The organism is Leclercia sp. S52 (assembly GCF_039727615.1).
Lineage (GTDB): Bacteria > Pseudomonadota > Gammaproteobacteria > Enterobacterales > Enterobacteriaceae > Enterobacter > Enterobacter adecarboxylatus_B.
Window position 1 is genome coordinate 12166 of record NZ_CP152474.1, and the last position, 21102, is coordinate 33267.

A 21102-nucleotide genomic window follows, 5' to 3' on the forward strand; every position below is an offset into this window, starting at 1 on the left:
ATGAAACAAATCACCTTCGCTCCCCGCAATCACCAGCTCACCAACACCCGCACCTGGACCGCAGACAGCCAGTGGCTGGTCTTTGACGTCCGTCCTTCCGGCGCGTCCTTTACCGGGGAAACCATCGAGCGGGTTAACGTTGAAACGGGCGAGGTGGAGGTGATTTATCGCGCCAGCAACGGCGCGCACGTTGGGGTGGTGACCGTTCACCCTGCGGAAAATAAATATCTCTTTATCCACGGCCCGCAAAATCCCGATGCCCACTGGCAGTACGATTTTCACCACCGTCAGGGGGGTGATTGCCGCACAGGGGCAGATAAATAATCTCGATGCGATGGATATCACCGCGCCCTTCACCCCCGGCGCGCTGCGCGGCGGCAGCCATGTCCATGTGTATAGCCCGGACGGGCAGTTCGTCAGCTTTACCTATAACGACCACGTGCTGCACGAGTACGATCCAGCGCTCGATTTACGTAACGTGGGCGTGGCCGCGCCATTCGGTCCGGTGAACCCGCAGGGCGATCACCCGCGCAACTATGGCGGCACGCACTGGAGCGTGCTGGTCAGCCGCACCACTCCGACGCCAAAACCGGGCAGCGATGAGATCAACCGCGCTTATGAAGAGGGCTGGGTCGGCAACGACAGGCTGGCCTTTATCGGCGATACCCTTTCCGCTAACGGTGAAAAAGTGCCGGAGCTGTTTATCGTGGATCTGCCGAAAGACGAGCAGGGCTGGAAACAGGCCGGCGATTTACCGCTTCAGGGCACGGCGGATCGTATGCCCGCTCCGCCTGACGGCGTGGTGCAGCGCCGCTTAACCTTTACCCATAACCACCGTTATCCGGGTCTGGTGAACGTGCCGCGCCACTGGGTACGCAGCAACCCGCAGGCAACGCACATCGCGTGCCTGATGCGTGATGATAACGGCGTAGTGCAGCTGTGGCTGATCGCCCCGGAAGGGGGAGAGCCGCGTCAGCTCACGCATAATAAAAGCGATATTCAGTCAGCGTTTAACTGGCATCCGGCGGGCCATTCGCTGGGGTTTGTGCTGGAGGAGCGTATTGCTCAGTGTGATGTCGCCACAGGCGCGGTGACGTTTTTGACGTCCGATCACGGCAACCCGCCGTCGGGGGATGCGGTGGTTTACTCGCCTGACGGGCGCTATCTGGCCTGGATGGAGGAGGTCGGCGGCTTCCGTCAGATTTGGGTGACAGAAACCGGGTGCTAATCAGCGAGAGGGCATGGCAGCGGGCGGGATGACGGCGTTGGTCGCCAGCGTCTTCTCCTCGCTTTGCTCTACGCGGGAGCGAACGGATTTATCCTTGCGGAAGAGATCCCACGGCAGCAGCAGGGTATCGACAACAGCAGTAAACGGCATATCCAGCACCACCAGGGATTTAGTGCCCCAGTTGGTGTCGTCATCTCCCAGCATGTTCGCGCTGGCGCGCGTGCCGGGATAGGTTCCTTCTTTACCGCCGGTGTGAGACATCACGCTCGAACATCCGCAAAGCACAATCACCGCGCTGAACATCGTCAGCTTTATCAGAACATTTTTCATTATCAGTCAGTCATCATCAATGGCCTGCAACAGACCCGCAACCGGGTTTATAACGGGCCATTGTCAAAATGAATAGTTGAAAAGTACCGCTCTGTGGCACCTATCGCATTTTAACCTTACGTGCTGTAGTCCCAGTCTATTCCAGTACCCGCAAAGTGCAAAAAATTCTCGCTGCGTTGCTCTTGAAAAGAACGGAAGCAGACCCATTTTAAGAGTGTATCAATGAACAAACGTGCCTGAGGGGCGTTTGGGATACCCCAGCCTGTCCACCGTGGAAGGCGACAATTCTTGCTGATTTCAGGAGTTTTAACTGTATGCGTAACTTTGATCTTTCTCCGCTTTATCGTTCAGCCATTGGCTTCGATCGTCTGTTCAATCATTTAGAAAACAACCAAAGCCAGAGCAACGGCTACCCTCCTTACAATGTTGAATTGGTTGACGAAAACCACTATCGCATCGCGATTGCCGTGGCCGGTTTTGCTGAAAGCGAACTGGAGATCACCGCGCAGGACAACCTGCTGGTGGTGAAAGGCGCTCATGCGGGCGAGCAGAAAGAACGTACCTACCTCTATCAGGGCATCGCGGAACGTAACTTTGAACGCAAGTTCCAGTTAGCTGAGAACATTCACGTTCACGGCGCGAACCTGGTCAACGGCCTGCTGTATATCGATCTGGAACGTGTGATCCCGGAAGCGAAAAAACCGCGCCGTATTGAAATTAATTAATTGATCGGGTCGCTGTGGCGGCCCAAACCTGAATGCTTGCCGATATCGGGAGCATATGTGAATCCATCAGGATTTGCAGGAATAACCGCGCACAAAATTAACCTGTGCCGAACTCGCTTCTCAGAAGGAGAACTACCATGCGTAATTACGACTTATCCCCACTCCTGCGTCAGTGGATCGGTTTTGACAAACTGGCTAACGCGCTGCAAAGCACCACCGAAAGCCAGACCTTCCCGCCGTACAACATCGAAAAGAGCGACGATAACCACTATCGCATTACGCTCGCGGTGGCGGGATTCAGCCAGCAGAACCTCGATATCCAGCTGGAAGGCACGCGCCTGACGGTGAAAGGCACGCCGGAAAAACCGGAGACCGAAACCAAATGGCTGCACCAGGGGCTGGTCACTCAGCCGTTCAGCCTGAGCTTTACCCTTGCTGAACATATGGAAGTGACGGGCGCCACCTTCACCAACGGGCTGCTGCATATCGACATCACCCGCAACGTGCCGGAAGAGATTGCTCCGCAGCGGATCGCCATCAGCGAACGCCCGGCGTTGAATAGCTAATGCCATCATGTCGGGTGGCGCTACGCTTACCCGACCTACATAGCTAATACGGGTTTGTGCGGCCTGATGCCCTCACCCCGACCCTCTCCCACAGGGAGAGGGCGCACACACTAAAAACGGTCACCTTCGGGTGACCGTTTTGCTTTTACCTCGGCTTTTTTTGTGCGCCATCGCCCATACAACCCGCCTGCGCTCTGCGAAAATCCCTGCTAATAATAATGTTATTCACAGGGATGCCGTCATGAGTGATATAGCGTTAACGGTCAGTATTCTGGCGTTGGTTGCGGTAGTCGGGCTGTGGATAGGCAATATCAAAATCCGCGGGGTCGGGTTTGGCATTGGCGGCGTGCTGTTTGGCGGGATATTTGTCGGCCACTTTGCCGACCAGCTGGGCATCACGCTCAGCGCCCAAATGCTGCATTTCATTCAGGAATTTGGCCTGATCCTCTTTGTGTACACCATCGGCATTCAGGTTGGGCCCGGCTTTTTCGCCTCGCTGCGCGTCTCGGGTCTGCGTCTCAACCTCTTTGCGATGGGGATTGTGGTAATGGGCGGGCTGGTCACCGCCCTGCTGCATAAGCTCTTTGCCATCCCGCTGCCGGTGGTGCTGGGCATTTTCTCCGGGGCGGTCACCAACACCCCCGCGCTGGGGGCCGGGCAGCAAATTCTGCGCGATCTGGGTATCGAGCCCGGCATCGTGGATCAGATGGGCATGAGCTACGCCATGGCCTACCCGTTCGGCATCTGCGGCATTCTGCTCACCATGTGGCTGATGCGCGTTCTGTTTCGCATTAACGTGGAGCAAGAGGCGCAGCAGCACGAATCCACCCTCACCCAGGGTCAGGCGCTGATTAAAACCATCAACATCCGCGTCGACAACCCCAATCTCAACAACCTGGCGATTCAGGATGTGCCGATCCTCAACAGCGCCAACATTATCTGTTCCCGCCTGAAGCGCGAGCAGACCCTGATGGTGCCGCTGCCCGGGACGGTGATCCAGACCGGCGACCTGCTGCACCTCGTCGGCCAGCCGGCGGACCTGAACAACGCCCGGCTGGTGATCGGCCAGGAGGTCGACACTTCGCTCTCCACCCGCGGTACCGATATGCGCGTCGAGCGGGTGGTGGTCACCAACGAGCAGGTATTAGGCAAGAAAATCCGCGAACTGCAGGCTAAAGAGCGTTATGACGTGGTGATCTCGCGTCTGAACCGTGCCGGGATAGAGTTGGTGGCCAGTCCGGATGCCAGCCTGCAGTTTGGCGATATCCTCAACCTGGTCGGGCGTCCGGCCTCCATCGACGCCGTCGCCAATATCGTGGGCAACGCGCAGCAAAAACTGCAGCAGGTGCAGATGCTGCCGGTGTTTATCGGCATTGGTCTTGGCGTCCTGCTCGGCTCCATCCCGCTGTACGTGCCGGGGTTCCCGGTGGCGCTCAAGCTGGGGCTGGCGGGCGGGCCGCTGATTATGGCCCTGATCCTCGGGCGTATCGGCTGCGTGGGTAAGCTCTACTGGTTTATGCCCCCGAGCGCTAACCTCGCCCTGCGCGAGCTGGGGATTGTCCTGTTTCTGGCGGTGGTGGGGCTGAAATCGGGTGGGGATTTCGTCCAGACGCTGGCGCGCGGCGACGGCGTCAGCTGGATTGGCTACGGCATCCTCATTACCGCCGTTCCGCTGATCACCATGGGCATTCTGGCGCGGCTGTTGGCGAAGATGAACTATTTAACCCTGTGCGGCATGCTGGCCGGTTCGATGACCGATCCTCCGGCGCTGGCCTTTGCCAACAACCTGCACGCCACCAGCGGTGCGGCGGCGCTCTCCTACGCTACTGTCTATCCGCTGGTGATGTTTATGCGCATCATCACACCGCAATTGCTGGCGGTGCTGTTCTGGGGGATGGGTTAAACCTCTAACCCTAATCTGGCGAACTGCTCTGCCGGGGCGTCGCTCTCACGTAGCAGACGCACCAGCAGGGCGATCATCCGCGCTTCGATGGCCTTATCTTCAATCGGGCAATGCTGGTGCGGATCGGTATGTAAATCGAACAGCAGATGGCCCACGCGATTCACCCCCGGGTATTTTTCCTGCGCCGGAATACGCAGCGTTTTAACCCCTTTAGTAAAGCGGAAGGGCGGTGCCAGGGCGATTGACTCCAGCTCCTCCGGGGTAAAGCGGGTATTCATCTTGATCGGCATCAGGGTGTAGTTGGCGATGTCATTTTCCCGCCCGGGCAGCGCGGCGCGCATATAGACATAGCGCCCGTCCGTGACGTTGACATGGCCGCTGAAGACCCCGAACAGCGCCGCGTCACGCACCGGGGTGTCGTCCTCAAGAATGCGGGCTAACGGCTTGCCCTGGACGTCGGGCGGGATAGGCTGGTTGAAGAACTCCAGCAGCGTGGGCGCCCAGTCAATCATCTGCACCAGCGCATCGCGCTGCACCCCCTGATGGGCGCTGCGCGGATCCCAGATAAACAGCGGGTTATTCGCCACCTCGTTGTAATAGGGCATCTGGTTTTTCGCCCACCAGCCATGCTCCCCGAGCAGAAAGCCGTGATCGGTGCCGACAATCAACATCGTATCGCGCCACAGATCGTGGCGGTCCATCAGGTCGAGAATCCGGCCGAGGTTGCGATCGCACATGGAGACCAGGGCGCGATAGCGGCAGCGAATATGCTCTATCGCCTCCGGGCTCTCCTCCACCTTGCCGCGCGGCCAGTCGTAGTGCGGCCCGTCCCAGGGATCCTGATATAACGCGAGATATTCCTCGGTGGTGTAAAACGGCTCGTGCGGGTCGAAGGTCTCTACCTGCAACAGCCAGCTGTCCTGCTGATGGTTCTTGTCGATAAATTCGCACCCGGCGTTAAAGACCCGGGTTTGCGGGAAGTCCGCCTCCTGCTGAATGTAGCCGCGGTTAACCCAGTCGTGCCGCCAGAGTCCCGAGACCCCACCGCCGGTTTGCTTCTGCGGCACCCGCAGCACCTCCGGAATTGCGGGGTCGGCGACGCTGGCCTTCCAGTGATCCCCCTCCTGGCCGCGGATTATTTCCCATGAGCTGTAGCGATTGTGGTAGTTGCCGCCGCCGTCCTCCCAGTAGTGCAGATGGTCGCTGATCAGGTGGGTATAAACGCCCGCTTTTTTCAGCAGCTCCGGCATGGAGTCGTCGAACGGCTCCAGCGGCCCCCACTCCCGGTGCAAAAAATTGTACCGGCCGGTGTGCAGCTCCCGGCGGGCGGGCATGCAGGGCATGCTGCCGACATAGCTGTTGTTGAAGGTGGCGCAGCGGGCCGCCAGGCGCTGGAAGTTGGGCGCCTGAGTGATCATATCCCCGTAAGGCGGCAGATAGTGTTTATTCAGGCTGTCGAAGAGCAGAATGATGGCTTTCATCGTCGCTCCTTAACGGGCCTGAATCAGGTGCGGGAAATGCTCTTCAATCACCGCGTAGATCTGCTTCCCGATGGTCTCTCCGTCCATAATATTTTCGATGGGGATCAGATACTGTCCGTGGCGCGGATCGAGGCTCACCACATCAATCAGCTTTTTCGAAATGGCGTAGATATCCGCCCATTCGGTAAATCCGCCGACCTCGCCCGCGGCGGTATGCTCCATGTCGAAATCAATGTCATATTTCGCTAAGGCTTTTTTCACCACCGTCTGCAACATCACGCTACTGCCGACACCGTAGCCGCAAACAAACAGAATATTAATTTTGTCTTTCATGACGATATCCTTTTCACAATGAGATGATTTAGCCCGCGTAAGGCCCGAGATGGAACGTTGAGGCAATAAACTTAAGCACTTCACAAATGGCGGGCCATAAAGTCGCCCAGTCGAAAATACCGGTCCAGCCCACCCCTTCGGCTGCCAGCCCGGTTAAGGGAATAGCCCACACGGTGCCGAAGGTTTGAATAATCCCCAGCAGGAAAGTACAAATAATCACGGCGCGATAACCGCCCAGCCGGTTGGCTAATACTCCAATCGGGCCGCCGGAGAAAAATAACGGCACAAAACCGGGGAGCACCATAATAGGGCTGTGGGTAATAAGCAGAATGCCCATCGAGAAAATCGTGCCGAAGGTACAGAAGATAAAACCAAGAGTGGCGGCATTTGGGGAGAAAGGTAATAAGGCTGCGACATCGACGGCGGGAATCGCGTTCGGGATTAAACGATCCTGCCAGCCTTTAAAGGAGGCATTAATTTCCCCGACCATCATGCGCACTCCCTGTAACAGAATCACCATATACATGGAGAACTGCAGGCCGAGGTTAATAATGTAGATATACCAGGGCTTCCCTTTTGCCATGGCCTGAACGTTATCAATGCCGGTGGTCAGTAAGAACCCGCCGACGAACAGGGTCATCACGATGGCGATGGAGGTGACGTTATGGTTAAAAATCGCCAGCCAGCCGGGCAGCTTCATGTTCTCGGCATCCTGCTTCTCGGCGTCGCCAAACAGGTGGGCGAATTTCGAGAAAAACCAGATCCCCAGCATCTGGTTATGGGCGATGGTAAAGCCTGCATTATTGGTGATTTTAGCGACCGGTTTGGCAATAAGGGTGGTGGCAAACGCCCAGAACAGACCGGTTAAGATCCCGGCGATAATAATTGACGGCACCCAGCCAAAGCCCAGCCAGAAGACAATCAGCCACAGCACCGCCTGGGAGTGTGACACTCCGGTATTGCCGGTGAGGAAAATGCCTTTCACCTTTGTATAGCGGCCAAACAGGACCAGCAGCAGGTTGGTGAAAAAGGCCAGGACAAACACATAGCCTACAAAACCGAAGTTATCCCCGAGCGCGATCTGGGTTGCCGCTTTCATGGCATAGGAATCCATTAAATAACCATGGATGCCATAAGACTTGCTCACCGCATCAGCGACGGGTTTAAAGGTGGCCGAAAACTGAAACCCGCCGAAGAGCACCATCATTAATCCCACCATGGCGCTCACCATACCGGTAATAATTTTAATCGGTGATTTTTTATCGAGGGCATAACCCAGTCCCACCAGTAATCCAATTAAAATAGCGGGTTCGGTTAGAAAAGATTGTATTACTGAAATAAAGTCAGAAAACATAATGCAGTCAACCTCCGTGATATTCGCTTGCGGATAAATAAAATCCAGCTGAGTATGGCTTCTTATTTATTAACGGAACGGCTAATACTTTATTTGGTAAGATATTTTGAAAGCGAAACCACTTTAATAATCAAATTTGGTCATTAGAAGATTGATTGTGATTTTTTGTGATTCTATTTGCAAAATTAATAAAGTATTGGCTTCGATGATTCAAAGCCTTATTTGATAAATTTAATATATATAAAATGGTCTGGTGAATGAAGGTTTCTGTCATTATTAGTAAGTTAAATATATCAGCGCTCGATATTCTGCTTTTAATTATTGATATAAGGCTTATTAAAGTAAGGCGTTAAATAAGTTAATGGCAACTATTTTATTTTGTGGCGTTAGCCACATATTTAATTCAAGTCGAGGTATAAGTTTGGTTTTGCACCACTCAGTAAGTCTCTCTCTACATTAAGCAAAGGACTGAAAAATGAACGCAACCTATACTGTAAAACTTAACCCCTACGATAAAAATAAACTCAGCGCATTAATTACCATTGAGAGTCCGGAAGCGGTAAGGTTTGACTACACCGTCCAGGGTAAAACTGCGAACACCAGCTTTCATTACGGCACCGAGCAATACAGCGTTAATCCAGAAATTACCGTGGTAGGTTTGTATGCCAATTATTCCAATAACGTTACCCTGAATCTTTACACCGGGAACAATGCCGCCGAAACCTTTCTGATAACGATATCAACGCAGGGGCAGGACTATGGTGATGTTCCCCTGGCGCTGACGATCAATATTGCTGACGGCGCGATGGCAGAGAGTACCTTAGGGCAGGGTTGGTTTGTCACCAGCGCGTGGAATGGCTATGACATCAATGGCGATCTGCGCATTACCGGCCTGTTTCCGTGGATGTACGGCAACTTAAAAATCATCGAAAACGCGCTCTGGTCAGCCGAAGCCAGCGAAACCTGGGATCCGGACAAGCATGCCTTCGCGCCAACGTTATACCGCTTTAACCTCGCCGGTAAGATCGCACAAACCTACACCGCGCCTGCCGGGTATGGTTTTCATCACGACATCACTACCGACGGGAAAGGCACTCTCTGGGTGTTAGGCTCCCTGCTGGATGGCTGGAGTGACGAGCAAAAGCTGGAGAGCATCCTCTATAAATACGACATCGCCAGTGGGGCGTTGCTCTGGCAGCGTGATTACTCCCGGGAATTTATGGGTGCCACGGTGCTGGACAATACCGACACCAACGACGTGCATTTCAACAGCCTGGAGTATGTCGCCGAGACCGGACAGCTGATGGTCAATTCCCGCTCCAGCTGTACCGTGCTGGGGCTTAATAGCGAGTCCGGGGATCCGGAGTGGATTATCGATAACCCGGCCTTTCCCGTGCTGAATAGCACCCTGAATCTGCAGGTGGTGGATGCAGATAATTTCAGCTATCCCAACGGTGAGCATGCCGTGTTTGTGACGCATAACAGCCGGTACCAGGCGTGGCGGGGTAACAACAGGTTCGTTGTCTCCCTGTTCAATAACAACTCGTGCGCAGATGAACAGGGTAATGAGCTGGTCCGTACGATTGAATCGGATCCAGTAACCTATACCGCCGCCGCACTGGATTCTTTACCCACTATTCTTGCCATCGATTTAACCGCCGCGACGGTTCAGCGTCTGGATCAGTTTCATTTCCCCGACCAGCGCAGCGAGCTCACGTCATCGGTATTTGATGTCGGGAATGAGTATTACAATGTCTATTTCGGTGCCGAACAATCCTTCTTCGTTTTTGATACCGATAATAATATCGGGGTATCGATTTACGATATTGATACCGGCTTAGGCTATCGCGGCAGAATATTCACTTACGATGAACTGCGTTCGTTAATTTAAAAATATCCTCAGCGGCAAGTTACGGCCTCGTGTTACTTGCCGCTTTTACACTGCCTGTAAATTGTTCCCCTGGCTGGATTTATACTGGAGCCACCGCCGGATCCGGCGGGTGGGAATTACTCCCCCGGATACGCTACTATTGCCGCAGTTTTGTACACCGGACAGTCAGACAGGAGACGTCATGAAAATTTCCCGCCTCGGCGAAGCGCCGGATTATCGCTTCTCGCTGGCCAACGAGCGTACCTTTCTGGCGTGGATCCGCACCGCGCTGGGCTTTCTGGCGGCCGGTGTCGGCCTTGACCAGCTGGCCCCCGATTTTGCCACGCCGGCGATCCGCCAGCTGCTGGCGCTGCTGCTGTGCCTCTTTTCCGGCGGGCTGGCGATCTACGGCTACCTGCGCTGGCTGCGCAATGAAAAGGCGATGCGCCTGAAAGAAGATCTGCCCTACACCCGCAGCCTGCTGATGGTCAGCCTGATCCTGATGATAGTGGCGGTGATTGTGATGGGGCTGGTGCTGTATGGCGGATAACCGCAAGGCGCGCCGTCTGGCCGATCCCGGGCTGCAGCCGGAGCGCACCTCGCTTGCATGGCTGCGCACCCTGTTTGGCTACGGCGCGTTGATGGTGCTGGCGGTCAGGCACAACTGGCAGCAGGCGGGCCCGCTGTTCTGGGTGGCGCTGGGAGTGCTGGCGATGGTGGCGCTGATCCTCTGGCACTACACCCGCAACCGCGCCCGGATGGACGTTTCGCTGTACGACTTTTCAGCATCCCGACCGGTGCGTATTAAATTTTTGATCTCCCTCGCAGTGTTCTCCCTCGCATTACTGTTTGCTGCTAGTCACGTTCACCATCTCATTATTTTTATCAGGGATTTTGCATGACAGGATGTCAGGTCATGGCCAAGCCGGCCAGTTCACGTTGCAATCTCAACTGTCACTACTGTTTTTATATCGATAAACTCCAGCAGCCGATCATGGATGACGCCACGCTGGAGACCTTCATTCAGCAGCATATCGCCGCCCAGCCCGGGCCGGAGGTGCAGTTTGCCTGGCAGGGTGGAGAGCCGACGCTCTGCGGACTGGATTTCTTCCGCCGCGTCGCGGCGCTGCAGCACCGCTATGGCGGGGGAAAGCGCATCACCAATGCTTTTCAGACCAACGGGATCCTGCTTAACGATGCCTGGTGTCGGTTCTTTCGCGAGTCGGGCTGGCTGGTGGGGATCTCTCTGGATGGCCCGGCGGCGCTGCATGATGCGTACCGCGTCAGTCGCAGCGGCAATCCCACCCATCACAAGGTGCTGGCGGCAATTGAAAAGCTGCGCGCCCATCAGGTGTCGTTTAACCTGCTGACGGTTGTTAATCGGCAGAACAGCCGCCAGCCGGAGCGCATATATCGCTATCTGCGCGCGCTGGGCACCCCGTATCTGCAGTTTCTTCCCCTGCAGGAGCATGATAACCCGGAATCGGTCAGCGATGAGCAGTGGGGGGGCGTTTCTGTCGACGGTGTTTGACGTCTGGGTGCGGGAGGATATTGGTCGCGTCTATGTGCAGCTCTTTGACTCAACGCTGGGGGTGTGGTGCGGCTATCCGTCGCAGATGTGCTCCCTTGCCGCCACCTGCGGTCACGCCTTTGCGCTGGAGGCCAATGGCGATCTCTTCCAGTGCGATCACTACGTCTGGCCGGATTACCGGCTGGGCAACATCCATCAGACGCCGCTGGCAGAGCTGAATCAGAGCGAGGCGGCCATCGCCTTTGGTCTGCGCAAGCAAACGGCGTTATCTGACGAGTGCCAGGCCTGCCCGATGCGTCACCTGTGTAACGGCGACTGCCCTAAACACCGGGTGGAGGGCAAAAGCGTGCTCTGTGCAGGGTATCAGGCCTTTTTCCGCCACTCCGCCCCGCATATGCGGGTGATGCGCGATTTAATCCGCCATCACCGCTCGCCTGTCGAGCTGATGGCCCTGCTTCAGCAGAGCCACCGGGCAAGTTAACGCCCTTTCGCCAGGTACTTCGCCATCTCCTCGTCCGGCACCATCCCGCCGCCGGTGGCCCACACCAGGTGAGTGGCGTTCTCCAGCGGATAGTGACCGGAGGCGGCGAGGCGCACCGGGCCGGCCATGCCCGCCAGCGCAGACGGCTCAAGGCGGATGTTCTCCTCCTGCGCCAGCCAGCCCAGCATGTCGTACATGCTCTGATCGGAGAGGGTGTAGAACCCGTCGAGCAGGCGCTCCATCGCGCGGCCGACAAAGCCGGAGGCGCGGCCTACCGCCAGACCGTCCGCCGCGGTGAGGTTATCGATCCCCAGATCCTGCACCGCAATCTCATCGTGCAGACCGGTATAGACCCCCAGCAGCATGCACGGGGAGTGGGTCGGTTCGGCAAAGATACAGTGAACATGATCGCCAAAGGCCAGCTTCAGCCCAAACGCCACTCCGCCAGGGCCACCGCCCACGCCGCACGGCAGATAGACAAACAGGGGATGATCCGCATCCACCACCCGGCCCTGTTCGGCAAACTGCGCTTTCAGGCGCTCGCCTGCCACGGCATAGCCTAAGAACAGGGTGCGGGAGTTTTCATCGTCGATAAAGAAGCAGTTCGGATCGTTTTCCGCCGCTTTGCGCCCTTGCTCCACCGCCACGCCGTAATCCTGTTCGTATTCCACCACCGTCACGCCGTGGCTGCGGAGTTTAGCCTTCTTCCACTCGCGGGCGTCGGCGGACATGTGCACCGTCACCTTAAAGCCGATGCGCGCGCTCATGATGCCAATGGACATCCCGAGGTTGCCGGTCGACCCCACGGCGATGCTGTACTGGCTGAAGAAGTCCTTGAAGCGCGGTTCCAGCAGGATGCTGTAATCGTCGTCAACGCTGAGCAGCCCGGCGGCCAGCGCCAGTTTTTCGGCGTGGGTCAGCACTTCATAGATCCCGCCGCGGGCTTTAATCGAGCCGGAGATGGGCAGATGGCTGTCTTTTTTCAGCAGCAGAGTGCCCGGAATGGTCGCGCCAGACTCTTTCTCCAGCCGTTTCTGCATCAATGGAATGGCGACCAGCTCAGATTCGATAATCCCCTGAGTGGCCGCCGTTTCCGGAAAGGCTCTGGCGAGGTAAGGCGCAAAGCGGTTCAGGCGCGCCCGGGCATCCTCCACGTCGGCGTCGGTCAGCCCGACATACGGCAGGCCAGCGGCCAGGGTGGTGGCTTTCGGGTTAAGCCAGGTGGTTTCTTTCAGGGCGATCAGATCCTCCACCAGAGGATACTGTGCGATTAAGGTGGTGATGTTTGCGTTTTCCATAAGAGATCTCTTCGCGCTAGATAATGAAAGAAAGCAGGAAGGTGCCGCCGAGTGCAAGCACCGAGGCGATAAATGTCGCCGTTGTATAGTATTTGAAGGTCTCATTCAGGCTGGCACCGCAGTACTGCTTCACCAGCCAGAAGAGGGAATCGGTAACGATCGTGCAGCCAATGGCGCCGGAACCGATGGCAATGGTGATGATCTCCGGGCTGACGTTGGGGTAGAGCGGCAGCATCGGGGCGACGATCGCCGTCGCGCCCATCATCGCCACGGTGGCAGACCCCACCGCCGCGTGCAGGATCAGCGCCACCAGCCAGGCGAGCAGGATCGGATGCATATGCAGGTTCGAGAGAATGTGTGCCAGCGTATCGGCCAGACCGCTGGTCTTAAGGATGGCGTTAAAGGCCCCGCCCGCGCCGATAATCAGCAGAATATTGGCGATCGAGCCAAACCCGTGCTCGGTATGGGTCAGCAGCGTCGCCATGCCCATCTTCTGACGTAACCCCAGCAGGTAATAGGCCACAAACACCGCAATAAACATCGCCGTGATCGGGTTGCCGATAAACTCCAGCAGCGTATACAGGGTGCCGGTTTTCACCATGTTCAGCTCGGCCACGGTTTTCACCAGCATCAGGCCGATAGGCAGCAGGACGGTAAACAGCGTGGCGCCCAGCGACGGCAGGGTATGTTCTTCCCGCACCCTGAGGTCAGAAAACTCCGCCGGTACCGCCTTGAACGGCAGACGGTTCCCCAGCAGCTTCAGGAACAGCGGGCCGCCAATCAGGGAGGCCATCAGCCCCACCAGCAGGCCATATACAATCACCGTTCCGACGTCGGCTCCCAGCTTGTTGGTGACAAACAGCGCCGCCGGGTGCGGTGGCACCACGCAGTGCACCGCCATCAGGGCGGTACAGAGCGGGATCGCCAGCTTCAGCAGCGAAGTGTGGGTCTTTTTGGCGATGGAGAAGGCCAGCGGGATCAGCAGCACCACGCCCACCTCGACAAACAGGGTAATGCCGCAAATCATCCCCACCAGCACCATAATCACGTCGGCTGAGAGCCAGCGGCAGCGCTGCAGCGTGATGCCGATGCGTTCAGCCGCGCCGGACACCTCCATCATTTTGCCCAGAATGGTGCCGAGGCCAATCACCGCCGCCAGGAAGCCCAGCGTACCGCCGATGCCGCTCTCAATGGCATTCACCATATCCAGCGGGCTCATCCCCATCAGGGTGCCGACGAAAAAGCTCGCCAGCAGCAACGCCAGGAACGGATGAAACTTCAGTTTTACGATGGTAAACACAATCAGCACAATGCTTGCCAGCAGCGTGGCTACAACCCAGACCGGAGATCCCATATCTCACCTCACCCTCAAATTAGCTGCGGGTATTGGACGAAAAAACCGCTCCGGCTGACAAACGATATAAATTGCCGTTCACATGAGCCTGATTGGATCAACTGAGTGACAACCCTCTAAAAAAAGCACTATTCCCGCCATTGGTTCACCTTTCTTCATCTTTAACCGCTATTCTGGGCGCAGAACAGAGGCGAATAAGGGCAGGCAATGAACGAGGGGAGTGAGGCGAGAAATCGCTTACTGAACGGCTGGCAACTGTCGAAGATGCACACCTTTGAGGTGGCGGCGCGTCACGAGTCGTTTGCGCTGGCGGCGGAGGAGCTGTCGCTCAGCCCGAGTGCGGTGAGCCACAGGATCAACCTGCTGGAAGAGGAGCTGGGGATCGCGCTTTTCGTCCGCTCGCACCGTAAAGTGGAGCTGACCCCGGAGGGCAAACGCGTTTACTGGACCCTGAAATCGTCGCTGGATACGCTGAATCAGGAGATCCTCGACATCAAAAACCAGGCCTTATCCGGCACCCTGACCGTCTACTCGCGTCCGTCGATTGCGCAGTGCTGGCTGGTGCCGATGCTGGGGGACTTCACCCGCCGCTATCCGTCGATTTCCCTCACCGTTTTGACCGGCAATGATTACGTCAATATGCAGCGAACCGGCGTCGATCTGGCGCTCTATTTCGACGATATGCCGCCGACCCAGCTCTCTCACCATTTTTTGATGGACGAGGCGATCCTGCCGGTCTGCTCCCCCGGGTACGCCCGGGAGCATCAGCTGCTCGCCAGCCCGGATAACCTGCGCCACTGCACCCTGCTGCACGACCGGCAGGCCTGGAGCAACGACTCCGGTACCGACGAGTGGTTTAGCTGGGCGCAGCATTTTGCGGTGGATTTGCCGCCATCCTCGGGAATAGGGTTCGATCGTTCCGATTTAGCGGTGATTGCGGCGATAAATCATGTTGGGGTGGCGATGGGGCGCAAACGGCTGGTGCAGAAGCGGCTCGATCGCGGGGAGCTGATTGCGCCCTTTGGCGAGAAGACGCTGAAATGCCACCAGCACTACTACGTTTCGACCCTTTCAGGACGCCAGTGGCCAAAGATTGATGCCTTTATTCACTGGCTCAGGGAAAGAGTAACCTGATCAGACCGCCTGCTCGTGGTGCGAGGCGCGGGAGGCCAGCGGCAGCCAGCAGAGCACAATCAGCAGACCCATTAAAGTCATCAGCAGCCCGAGGCTCGCCTGGCCGTTTTGCGGCATCATCGCCGAGAGCCAGGCCAGCGCGCCGGAGCCAATATTCTGCAGGCCTCCCACCAGCGCCCCGGCGGTGCCGGCGAGGAACGGGAAGGGCTCCATCGCGCCGCTGGTCGCCAGCGGGAACAGCATCCCCGCGCCAAAGAAGAACAGCGCGGCCGGGATCAGCAGGGTCCAGACGTTCATCACCCCGAACAGCCCCGGGATCCACATCATCAGCCCTGCCAGCAGGCAGCTCACCACCGACTGCCACATCAGGGTGGTAAAGCGTTTATTGGCGCGTCCGGCAAACCAGGCGCCGAAAAACGCCGCCGGGATCGGCAGGATAAACAGAATACTCACCACCATGCTGCTGAGGCCCAGCCCGGCGCCCAACAGCACGCCAGAGCTGGCTTCGAACACCGCGATACCCGCCAGTCCACCCACCAGCATCAGCACGTAGCAGTTAAAGGCTCCGTTGCCGAAGAGGATTTTGTAGCTGGTGAGCAGTCTGGTGCGCGGCGCGTCCTGGGGGCGGGTTTCCGGCATCCAGCGCGCCATGCTGAAGGTGACGATAACGCACAGCACCAGCAGGAAGCCGTAGCAGGCCCGCCATGACCACATGGTGTCCAGCAGGCCACCAATCAGCGGGGCCAGCAGCGGGCTGACCAGAATGCCCATGTTCAGCAGGCTGTTAGCATGGCGCAGCTGGGTGCCCTGATACATATCGCGCGGCAACGTGCGGGCCATCACCCCACCGACGCCGGTGCCGACGCCCTGCAACGCGCTGGCGGCGATCAGCACGCTCAGGCTGTGGGTGGTCATGGCAATTACCGTGGCGATCATAAAAATCGTCATCCCGACCAGGATCACCGGACGGCGGCCAACGCGATCCGAGAGCGGGCCGTAGAACAGCTGCGAGACGCCGTAGGTCAGCAGATACGCGCCCATCACGCTCTGCACCGCGCCTTCACGGACGTTGAGTTCCTTCGCCATATCCGCAATGGCCGGGATATAGATGGTTTGCGCCATCTGACCGACGGCGACCAGCAATACCAACATCAAGAGTAAATTAACGTTCCGCTGTCTTTTCATGTCGCTGAATAATTTTGCCAAAAGTGATAAATGAAGAGTAAGTGACTACGCATTCCCATAAATGCGCGAGGAATCTACCACAGGAAAATGACAAATTGAGCATTGCCGCGATGAATGGAGAAGCGGAAAAAGGCAGGATTAATAAACAATGATGGCAACGAAAGTTGCCACTATATATGGTCCAACATAGAAGCGATACGCTATATAGAAAAATTTGAAAAAAACGAGATAAAACCATGGATAAAAAGAATGCCAACTAGTTCCGTAATGCATTTTTTATATGGTGAGCTTAATATGGGAAAGATTTCTGAAATTATAAATACGGAATGCTTTTTATTTTAATATTTAATATTTAAAAGTTTTATATATTTTAAGGTTTCAATACTGCGCTATCATTCATCAAACTAATTCCAAATATTTTTTTGTGATACTGATCTCAATAATGTATCTATTTTATTATTTTTTTTTGTCGATGATTAGTATCGATCTTGAACGGAAACAACAGTTCAGGAAGAAATAAATAAAGGAAAATACAATGAAGAAAATATTAAGTTATCAAATGGATTACGTATCTGGTGGATGGAACGATAGGGATGGCAGTGGTAAAAGATCATCTTCAAACGGAGGTTTTGGCGCTGCAAATACTGGTCACTCCGGAAGTGATCGAAGCCTTCAGTCTTTTCTTTCGCTTTACTCTATAAAGGGAAGCGGTTCAGGCGCAAGTGGGATATGGGGTAGTAACTATAGCGAAAACTACGGTGATGGTAATTACGGTTTAAACAGAAGCAGTAGGATGAATGGGCGGTACTAATCAATATGAGAGCACAGAATTACTCTGTGCTCTCAAGAGGTGATAATGAATAAGTATGTTGTTTTTATAAAGAGTGATAAAACTGAAGTTGTGTTAAAAGAACAAGCAACCCGTGACTTTATCAAAAATATGAAAAAAAAAGGCTTTAGAAAACATATTGTAGAAGTTGAGGCTGATACTGAAAAAGAGGCTATAACAAAAGTTAATAAAGAGAGCCAGGATTATTTGGATTCTCTGAGTGAATATTCAGGTAACATAGTAATAATTTCTGTTGTTGTTATTTTAATGGCTGTGGTTTATTTTTTCAGAAGCTAAAATTTGATTGTGAATAACTACTGAATTAAAAAGTGACTTAAAAATTTAGAATTGAGGTGTTTTTTGTGATTGATGACATTTTATCTTCAAAAATTATGCACCTTCAAAAGGTGCAAGTTCCTGATGTTATAAACTTCATATGGATTGGGGATATTAATCATTTAAATCATAATTATATTAATTTGTGGGCTGAAACAAACATAGATAAGGATATAAATTTATGGTGTGATGATAGCACTGGCAACTGTGCTTTGCTGCATGATGCAATACGCCATTACGTTCAGGTTAATGTTTCTCATGATCAATTCGAGGCAGAGAAAAATATCAGAAATAGTACATTCTATTTTATATTCAACAAATTAAAAGAAGGCTTTTTGTTTGGTGATTCGGTCATTGATTTTTTAAGGGAGAACAACATTCCTTATAATAAAAACCAAAGAGAATCTATGTTTCCAAATTTTCAGAATGCTAATGTGAAATATAAAAGTATATCTAATATTTTCACCGGTGGATTTTCAGGATTCATGAAATATTATTATTATGAATTGATTTTGCGAGGTAACCTTGCGAGTGCTAGTGATATTGCCAGACTTGTAATAATTTATCGTTATGGTGGTGTTTATATAGATGTGGATGTTCTTCCAAATACTCATAGTGTCTTTAAGAAGTTTAATAATTTCATGGCGAGGGAAAAATATATAGAGAGCGATAATATTAGTTTGTTTAAAACAATAAGTCTGTTAAATAAAATGTCATTAATAGACTTTGGACAAGATAAAATACTTGATCACGCTCAAGGTATAGCTGGCTTAGAGTGGCAGCAAGATGATAGGATTTATTCTCTAATTGAATCGGATGTTGCTGCTTTTCATATTGAGGATATATTGCCACTCGGTAAAATTTATGTATATAAGAATTTGTTATCTCTTGGAACTGACAAAAGATTAAAAGGTATTTACCTTAATTGTTTTATTGCCTCTCATCCACAATCGAAAGTGGTAAAGATAGTACTGCGCACAATGGCAAAAAGATATGCTTTTCTGGAAAATAACAACAGTATTTTTGATTTCTACACAGGTAAGAACGATTACTGCTATTTAGCCAGGCTTTTGCCATGGAGATCAGAATTGATAACAAAAGATTATTGTGTAACATCAATCTTAACGGGTCCTGGATTAATCGTTGAGGTTTTATTAGGTCTAGCTTATAGTTTGTTTAAAATTGATGATGCCGTAAGTCCCTCATATATCTCTGAATTAATGCAAGATGATAGGTTGGGTATTGCATTTTCTAATCTTAACCTGGATACGCCAGAAGCATTGCGTTCTACATGGCGTCAATAAATTCTTTAAGCATGGAATTATCAAAAGAAACTTAAAATATTGTGAATTTTATTCTCGGATTTGAGGAGATGTATTTAGTACAATGTTTACTTTTACATCATAGAGTCCTTTAGTCAGAAAGTTGATTTTGTCAGATCGGCAACTAATATTGCCAGCCATTTACGCCAGGCGCAGCAGAATGGCGCCGCCTGCAATACCCAGCGCCGCAGCGATACGCAGACCCATAACCTTCTTTTTTAAAAGTACAAATGCGATCAGCGCCCCAAAGAGAATGGAGGTTTCACGCAGCGCTGCGACCACCGCCAGCGGCGCCTGGGTCATCGCCCATAGCGCCAGGCCATAAGAGCCCATGGTCCCCACGCCGCCGAGCAGCCCCTTTTTCCAGTGCAGACGCAGGTAGCTGGACGCGGCGCGCCGACGTGCCACCATCGCCCAGCTCAGCAGGCAGAAGCCGTTCATAAAGAAGGTCCACAGCGTATAGCCCAGCGCGGTGTCCGAGAGCCGCACGCCGGTGCCGTCCACCAGGGTATAACCCGCGATAAAACAGGCATTCAGCAGCGCCAGCCAGACCCCTTTTCGGGACTGCATGCGTCCGTTCATCGCCATGACCAGTATCGACAGGCAGATCACCCCAATGCCGGACCAGGCGAACCACGAGAGGCGATCGCCGAGCGCCAGCACGCTGATAAGCGCCACCAGCAGCGGTGCGGTGCCGCGCATCAGCGGATAGGTCTGGCTCATATCGGAAACCTGATAGGTCTTTGCGACCAGAACGGTATACACCACCTGTAGGGCGCAGGAGACAATCAAAAACGGCCAGCTGGCCGCAGATGGCTGGGGAGAGAAGGGGAGCAACACCAGGGCAATCAGCGTGGCGGAGCCGCTGACGCCGATCGCCGAATAGAGCTTATCCGTTCCGGCTTTCACGATGGCATTCCAGCTGGCATGCAGCAGTGCGGCAAAGAGTAAGATGCAGAAAACGGAGAGAGTCATGGCGTATCGGGTGGTGAATTGTCACTCAACTGTAACATTCACACTCCGATGCTGCCAGCCGCTCATATTGCGCAAAAAAAGGCGATGGGTGACGCGCGGTTCATCCGCGACCTGCGTAAAGCCAGCGCGCTGGTAGAAGGACCAGGCGGTGTGCGGCGCATTGGTATTGAGAAAATCGAACCAGACGCTGGCATCAGCCATTACCACGGCGAGCAGCTGCCTGCCGATACCCAGCCCACGGCAGCTTTCGCTGATATACAGATGGCGAATGCGACCGGCCCGCGGCTGCTGGCTGAACGGATCGCGGTTTAGCCCGCAAATCCCCACCAGTTTGCCGTTCAGAAAGGCACCCAACAGCTTTTCACCCGGGGCGTTAAAGCGGTTTTCACCCCGCTCCCAGTTCTCTTCCAGCCGGCGCAACATATTGAAATGGCGCTCGGTGCTCTCGGTTTTTAGCGCGATATACCCCGGTTCGTCCGGCGTGACAGGCTCAATTAATAAACGCAACATAGCATTCCCTCGTTATTAAAGAGGGGCGGTTTCCCGCCCCTCTTTGGTGCGGCTTGAACCTGGATTACTTAACGTATTTCAGGACAGCATCAAGCAGTTGCAGTGCTGCAACAATGAGTTTGAGGATAAGTACAACCATATCCACTACGCTCATACGCGTCTCCTCTGGTTAAGGAGCACGATGCTGGCGTACCTTTCCGCCGCCTGTAACCAGCACCTTTGTTGATGTAACACAGTGTGCTCAGGTGGGGAGTGGAGGCGCTGACGGCACCACCCGTTTCAGCCAGGACTTCGTTGCGCCGGTGTACTACGAGCGGCTCCCCTCACACCCTGTGAACACACCCAGCATAGATGAAT

General features: G+C 54.2%; 20 protein-coding genes and 2 pseudogenes. 12 read left to right on the forward strand and 10 right to left on the reverse strand.

The genetic code is table 11. The annotated features are described in order from the left end of the window. A pseudogene (locus tag AAHB66_RS00055) lies at positions 1-1228 on the forward strand (DUF3748 domain-containing protein). Here the strand turns inward: AAHB66_RS00055 and AAHB66_RS00060 are convergent. Beyond that, on the reverse strand, positions 1229-1561 hold the full coding sequence (locus AAHB66_RS00060; RefSeq protein WP_347116553.1) for a YceK/YidQ family lipoprotein: 333 nt from the start codon (positions 1559-1561) through the stop codon (positions 1229-1231). Positions 1562-1872: 311 nt separating this feature from the next. Here AAHB66_RS00060 and ibpA point away from each other — a divergent pair, with 311 nt between their 5' ends. The 3 genes from ibpA (at position 1873) to AAHB66_RS00075 (ending at position 4752) form a co-directional block, all read left to right on the forward strand. Further along, positions 1873-2283 carry a small heat shock chaperone IbpA gene (gene ibpA, locus AAHB66_RS00065; RefSeq protein ID WP_032615564.1) on the forward strand — a complete coding sequence of 137 codons (411 nt, stop codon included), beginning with the start codon at positions 1873-1875 and terminating at the stop codon, positions 2281-2283. A gap of 137 nt (positions 2284-2420) precedes the next feature. Then, positions 2421-2849, forward strand: coding sequence for a small heat shock chaperone IbpB (ibpB, locus tag AAHB66_RS00070; protein WP_142487671.1), 429 nt, complete (start codon positions 2421-2423; stop codon positions 2847-2849). A 241-nt stretch (positions 2850-3090) separates the two neighbouring features. Then, positions 3091-4752, forward strand: coding sequence for a putative transporter (locus AAHB66_RS00075; protein WP_347114781.1), 1662 nt, complete (start codon positions 3091-3093; stop codon positions 4750-4752). On the opposite strand, the gene AAHB66_RS00080 is transcribed toward AAHB66_RS00075, so the two are convergent. From AAHB66_RS00080 to AAHB66_RS00090, 3 genes are read right to left on the reverse strand one after another with little or no spacing between them, the layout of a single operon-like run. Further along, positions 4749-6233, reverse strand: a complete 1485-nt coding sequence (locus AAHB66_RS00080; RefSeq protein ID WP_347114782.1) for a sulfatase — start codon at positions 6231-6233, stop codon at positions 4749-4751. The two genes, AAHB66_RS00075 and AAHB66_RS00080, sit on opposite strands and share 4 nt — an antisense overlap. 9 nt (positions 6234-6242) lie before the next feature. Further along, positions 6243-6566, reverse strand: coding sequence for a PTS sugar transporter subunit IIB (locus tag AAHB66_RS00085; protein ID WP_347114783.1), 324 nt, complete (start codon positions 6564-6566; stop codon positions 6243-6245). A 28-nt stretch (positions 6567-6594) separates the two neighbouring features. Then, entirely contained in the window at positions 6595-7920 is a 1326-nt protein-coding gene (locus tag AAHB66_RS00090) for a PTS sugar transporter subunit IIC (protein ID WP_347114784.1), read from the reverse strand. Between the two features lie 475 nt (positions 7921-8395). Between AAHB66_RS00090 and AAHB66_RS00095 the strand changes: the two genes are divergently transcribed. The 4 genes and pseudogenes from AAHB66_RS00095 (at position 8396) to AAHB66_RS00110 (ending at position 11802) form a co-directional block, all read left to right on the forward strand. Then, positions 8396-9811, forward strand: coding sequence for an aryl-sulfate sulfotransferase (locus tag AAHB66_RS00095; RefSeq protein WP_347114785.1), 1416 nt, complete (start codon positions 8396-8398; stop codon positions 9809-9811). Between the two features lie 181 nt (positions 9812-9992). After that, a complete protein-coding gene (locus tag AAHB66_RS00100) occupies positions 9993-10340 on the forward strand; it encodes a YidH family protein (protein WP_347114786.1) in 348 nt (115 codons plus the stop codon). Continuing rightward, a complete protein-coding gene (locus tag AAHB66_RS00105) occupies positions 10330-10692 on the forward strand; it encodes a DUF202 domain-containing protein (protein ID WP_347114787.1) in 363 nt (120 codons plus the stop codon). Before AAHB66_RS00100 ends, AAHB66_RS00105 begins: the two co-directional genes overlap by 11 nt. Further along, a pseudogene (locus tag AAHB66_RS00110) lies at positions 10689-11802 on the forward strand (anaerobic sulfatase maturase). The gene AAHB66_RS00105 and the pseudogene AAHB66_RS00110 overlap by 4 nt, the downstream one beginning before the upstream one ends. Here the strand turns inward: AAHB66_RS00110 and dsdA are convergent. Continuing rightward, entirely contained in the window at positions 11799-13100 is a 1302-nt protein-coding gene (gene dsdA, locus AAHB66_RS00115; protein ID WP_347114788.1) for a D-serine ammonia-lyase, read from the reverse strand. The pseudogene AAHB66_RS00110 and the gene dsdA sit on opposite strands and share 4 nt — an antisense overlap. Before the next feature lie 16 nt (positions 13101-13116). Beyond that, entirely contained in the window at positions 13117-14454 is a 1338-nt protein-coding gene (gene dsdX, locus AAHB66_RS00120) for a D-serine transporter DsdX (RefSeq protein WP_347114789.1), read from the reverse strand. Between the two features lie 207 nt (positions 14455-14661). Here dsdX and dsdC point away from each other — a divergent pair, with 207 nt between their 5' ends. Beyond that, complete coding sequence (gene dsdC, locus AAHB66_RS00125) at positions 14662-15588, forward strand: DNA-binding transcriptional regulator DsdC (RefSeq protein ID WP_347114790.1); 927 nt, start codon at positions 14662-14664, stop codon at positions 15586-15588. Here the strand turns inward: dsdC and emrD are convergent, their stop codons facing one another. Continuing rightward, positions 15589-16773 (reverse strand): multidrug efflux MFS transporter EmrD, encoded by a 1185-nt coding sequence (emrD, locus tag AAHB66_RS00130; RefSeq protein WP_347114791.1) that lies wholly within the window; start codon positions 16771-16773, stop codon positions 15589-15591. It abuts the gene before it with no gap. Between the two features lie 535 nt (positions 16774-17308). Here emrD and AAHB66_RS00135 point away from each other — a divergent pair. From AAHB66_RS00135 to AAHB66_RS00145, 3 genes are all read left to right on the forward strand, one after another. Continuing rightward, positions 17309-17584: a hypothetical protein gene (locus tag AAHB66_RS00135; protein WP_347114792.1), complete on the forward strand. Its 276-nt coding sequence runs from the start codon at positions 17309-17311 to the stop codon at positions 17582-17584. Positions 17585-17629: 45 nt separating this feature from the next. Then, positions 17630-17899, forward strand: coding sequence for a hypothetical protein (locus AAHB66_RS00140; RefSeq protein WP_347114793.1), 270 nt, complete (start codon positions 17630-17632; stop codon positions 17897-17899). Between the two features lie 65 nt (positions 17900-17964). Then, positions 17965-19242: a TcdA/TcdB catalytic glycosyltransferase domain-containing protein gene (locus tag AAHB66_RS00145; protein ID WP_347114794.1), complete on the forward strand. Its 1278-nt coding sequence runs from the start codon at positions 17965-17967 to the stop codon at positions 19240-19242. A gap of 159 nt (positions 19243-19401) precedes the next feature. Here the strand turns inward: AAHB66_RS00145 and AAHB66_RS00150 are convergent, their stop codons facing one another. From AAHB66_RS00150 to tisB, 3 genes are all read right to left on the reverse strand, one after another. After that, complete coding sequence (locus AAHB66_RS00150; RefSeq protein ID WP_347114795.1) at positions 19402-20235, reverse strand: EamA family transporter; 834 nt, start codon at positions 20233-20235, stop codon at positions 19402-19404. Between the two features lie 21 nt (positions 20236-20256). Continuing rightward, positions 20257-20745: a GNAT family N-acetyltransferase gene (locus AAHB66_RS00155; RefSeq protein ID WP_347114796.1), complete on the reverse strand. Its 489-nt coding sequence runs from the start codon at positions 20743-20745 to the stop codon at positions 20257-20259. Positions 20746-20809: 64 nt separating this feature from the next. Continuing rightward, positions 20810-20899, reverse strand: a complete 90-nt coding sequence (tisB, locus tag AAHB66_RS00160; RefSeq protein WP_039032257.1) for a type I toxin-antitoxin system toxin TisB — start codon at positions 20897-20899, stop codon at positions 20810-20812. Between the last annotated feature and the right edge of the window lie 203 nt (positions 20900-21102).

Excerpts from the sequence above, each read along its gene's own strand:
- ibpA (WP_032615564.1), top strand. The coding sequence starts at position 1,873 with ATGCGTAACTTTGATCTTTCTCCGCTTTATCGTTCAGCCATTGGCTTC.
- ibpB (WP_142487671.1), top strand. The coding sequence starts at position 2,421 with ATGCGTAATTACGACTTATCCCCACTCCTGCGTCAGTGGATCGGTTTT.
- AAHB66_RS00075 (WP_347114781.1), top strand. The coding sequence starts at position 3,091 with ATGAGTGATATAGCGTTAACGGTCAGTATTCTGGCGTTGGTTGCGGTA.
- AAHB66_RS00080 (WP_347114782.1), bottom strand. The coding sequence starts at position 6,233 with ATGAAAGCCATCATTCTGCTCTTCGACAGCCTGAATAAACACTATCTG.
- AAHB66_RS00085 (WP_347114783.1), bottom strand. The coding sequence starts at position 6,566 with ATGAAAGACAAAATTAATATTCTGTTTGTTTGCGGCTACGGTGTCGGC.
- AAHB66_RS00090 (WP_347114784.1), bottom strand. The coding sequence starts at position 7,920 with ATGTTTTCTGACTTTATTTCAGTAATACAATCTTTTCTAACCGAACCC.
- AAHB66_RS00095 (WP_347114785.1), top strand. The coding sequence starts at position 8,396 with ATGAACGCAACCTATACTGTAAAACTTAACCCCTACGATAAAAATAAA.
- AAHB66_RS00100 (WP_347114786.1), top strand. The coding sequence starts at position 9,993 with ATGAAAATTTCCCGCCTCGGCGAAGCGCCGGATTATCGCTTCTCGCTG.
- AAHB66_RS00105 (WP_347114787.1), top strand. The coding sequence starts at position 10,330 with ATGGCGGATAACCGCAAGGCGCGCCGTCTGGCCGATCCCGGGCTGCAG.
- dsdA (WP_347114788.1), bottom strand. The coding sequence starts at position 13,100 with ATGGAAAACGCAAACATCACCACCTTAATCGCACAGTATCCTCTGGTG.
- dsdX (WP_347114789.1), bottom strand. The coding sequence starts at position 14,454 with ATGGGATCTCCGGTCTGGGTTGTAGCCACGCTGCTGGCAAGCATTGTG.
- dsdC (WP_347114790.1), top strand. The coding sequence starts at position 14,662 with ATGAACGAGGGGAGTGAGGCGAGAAATCGCTTACTGAACGGCTGGCAA.
- emrD (WP_347114791.1), bottom strand. The coding sequence starts at position 16,773 with ATGAAAAGACAGCGGAACGTTAATTTACTCTTGATGTTGGTATTGCTG.
- AAHB66_RS00135 (WP_347114792.1), top strand. The coding sequence starts at position 17,309 with ATGAAGAAAATATTAAGTTATCAAATGGATTACGTATCTGGTGGATGG.
- AAHB66_RS00140 (WP_347114793.1), top strand. The coding sequence starts at position 17,630 with ATGAATAAGTATGTTGTTTTTATAAAGAGTGATAAAACTGAAGTTGTG.
- AAHB66_RS00150 (WP_347114795.1), bottom strand. The coding sequence starts at position 20,235 with ATGACTCTCTCCGTTTTCTGCATCTTACTCTTTGCCGCACTGCTGCAT.
- AAHB66_RS00155 (WP_347114796.1), bottom strand. The coding sequence starts at position 20,745 with ATGTTGCGTTTATTAATTGAGCCTGTCACGCCGGACGAACCGGGGTAT.
- tisB (WP_039032257.1), bottom strand. The coding sequence starts at position 20,899 with ATGAGCGTAGTGGATATGGTTGTACTTATCCTCAAACTCATTGTTGCA.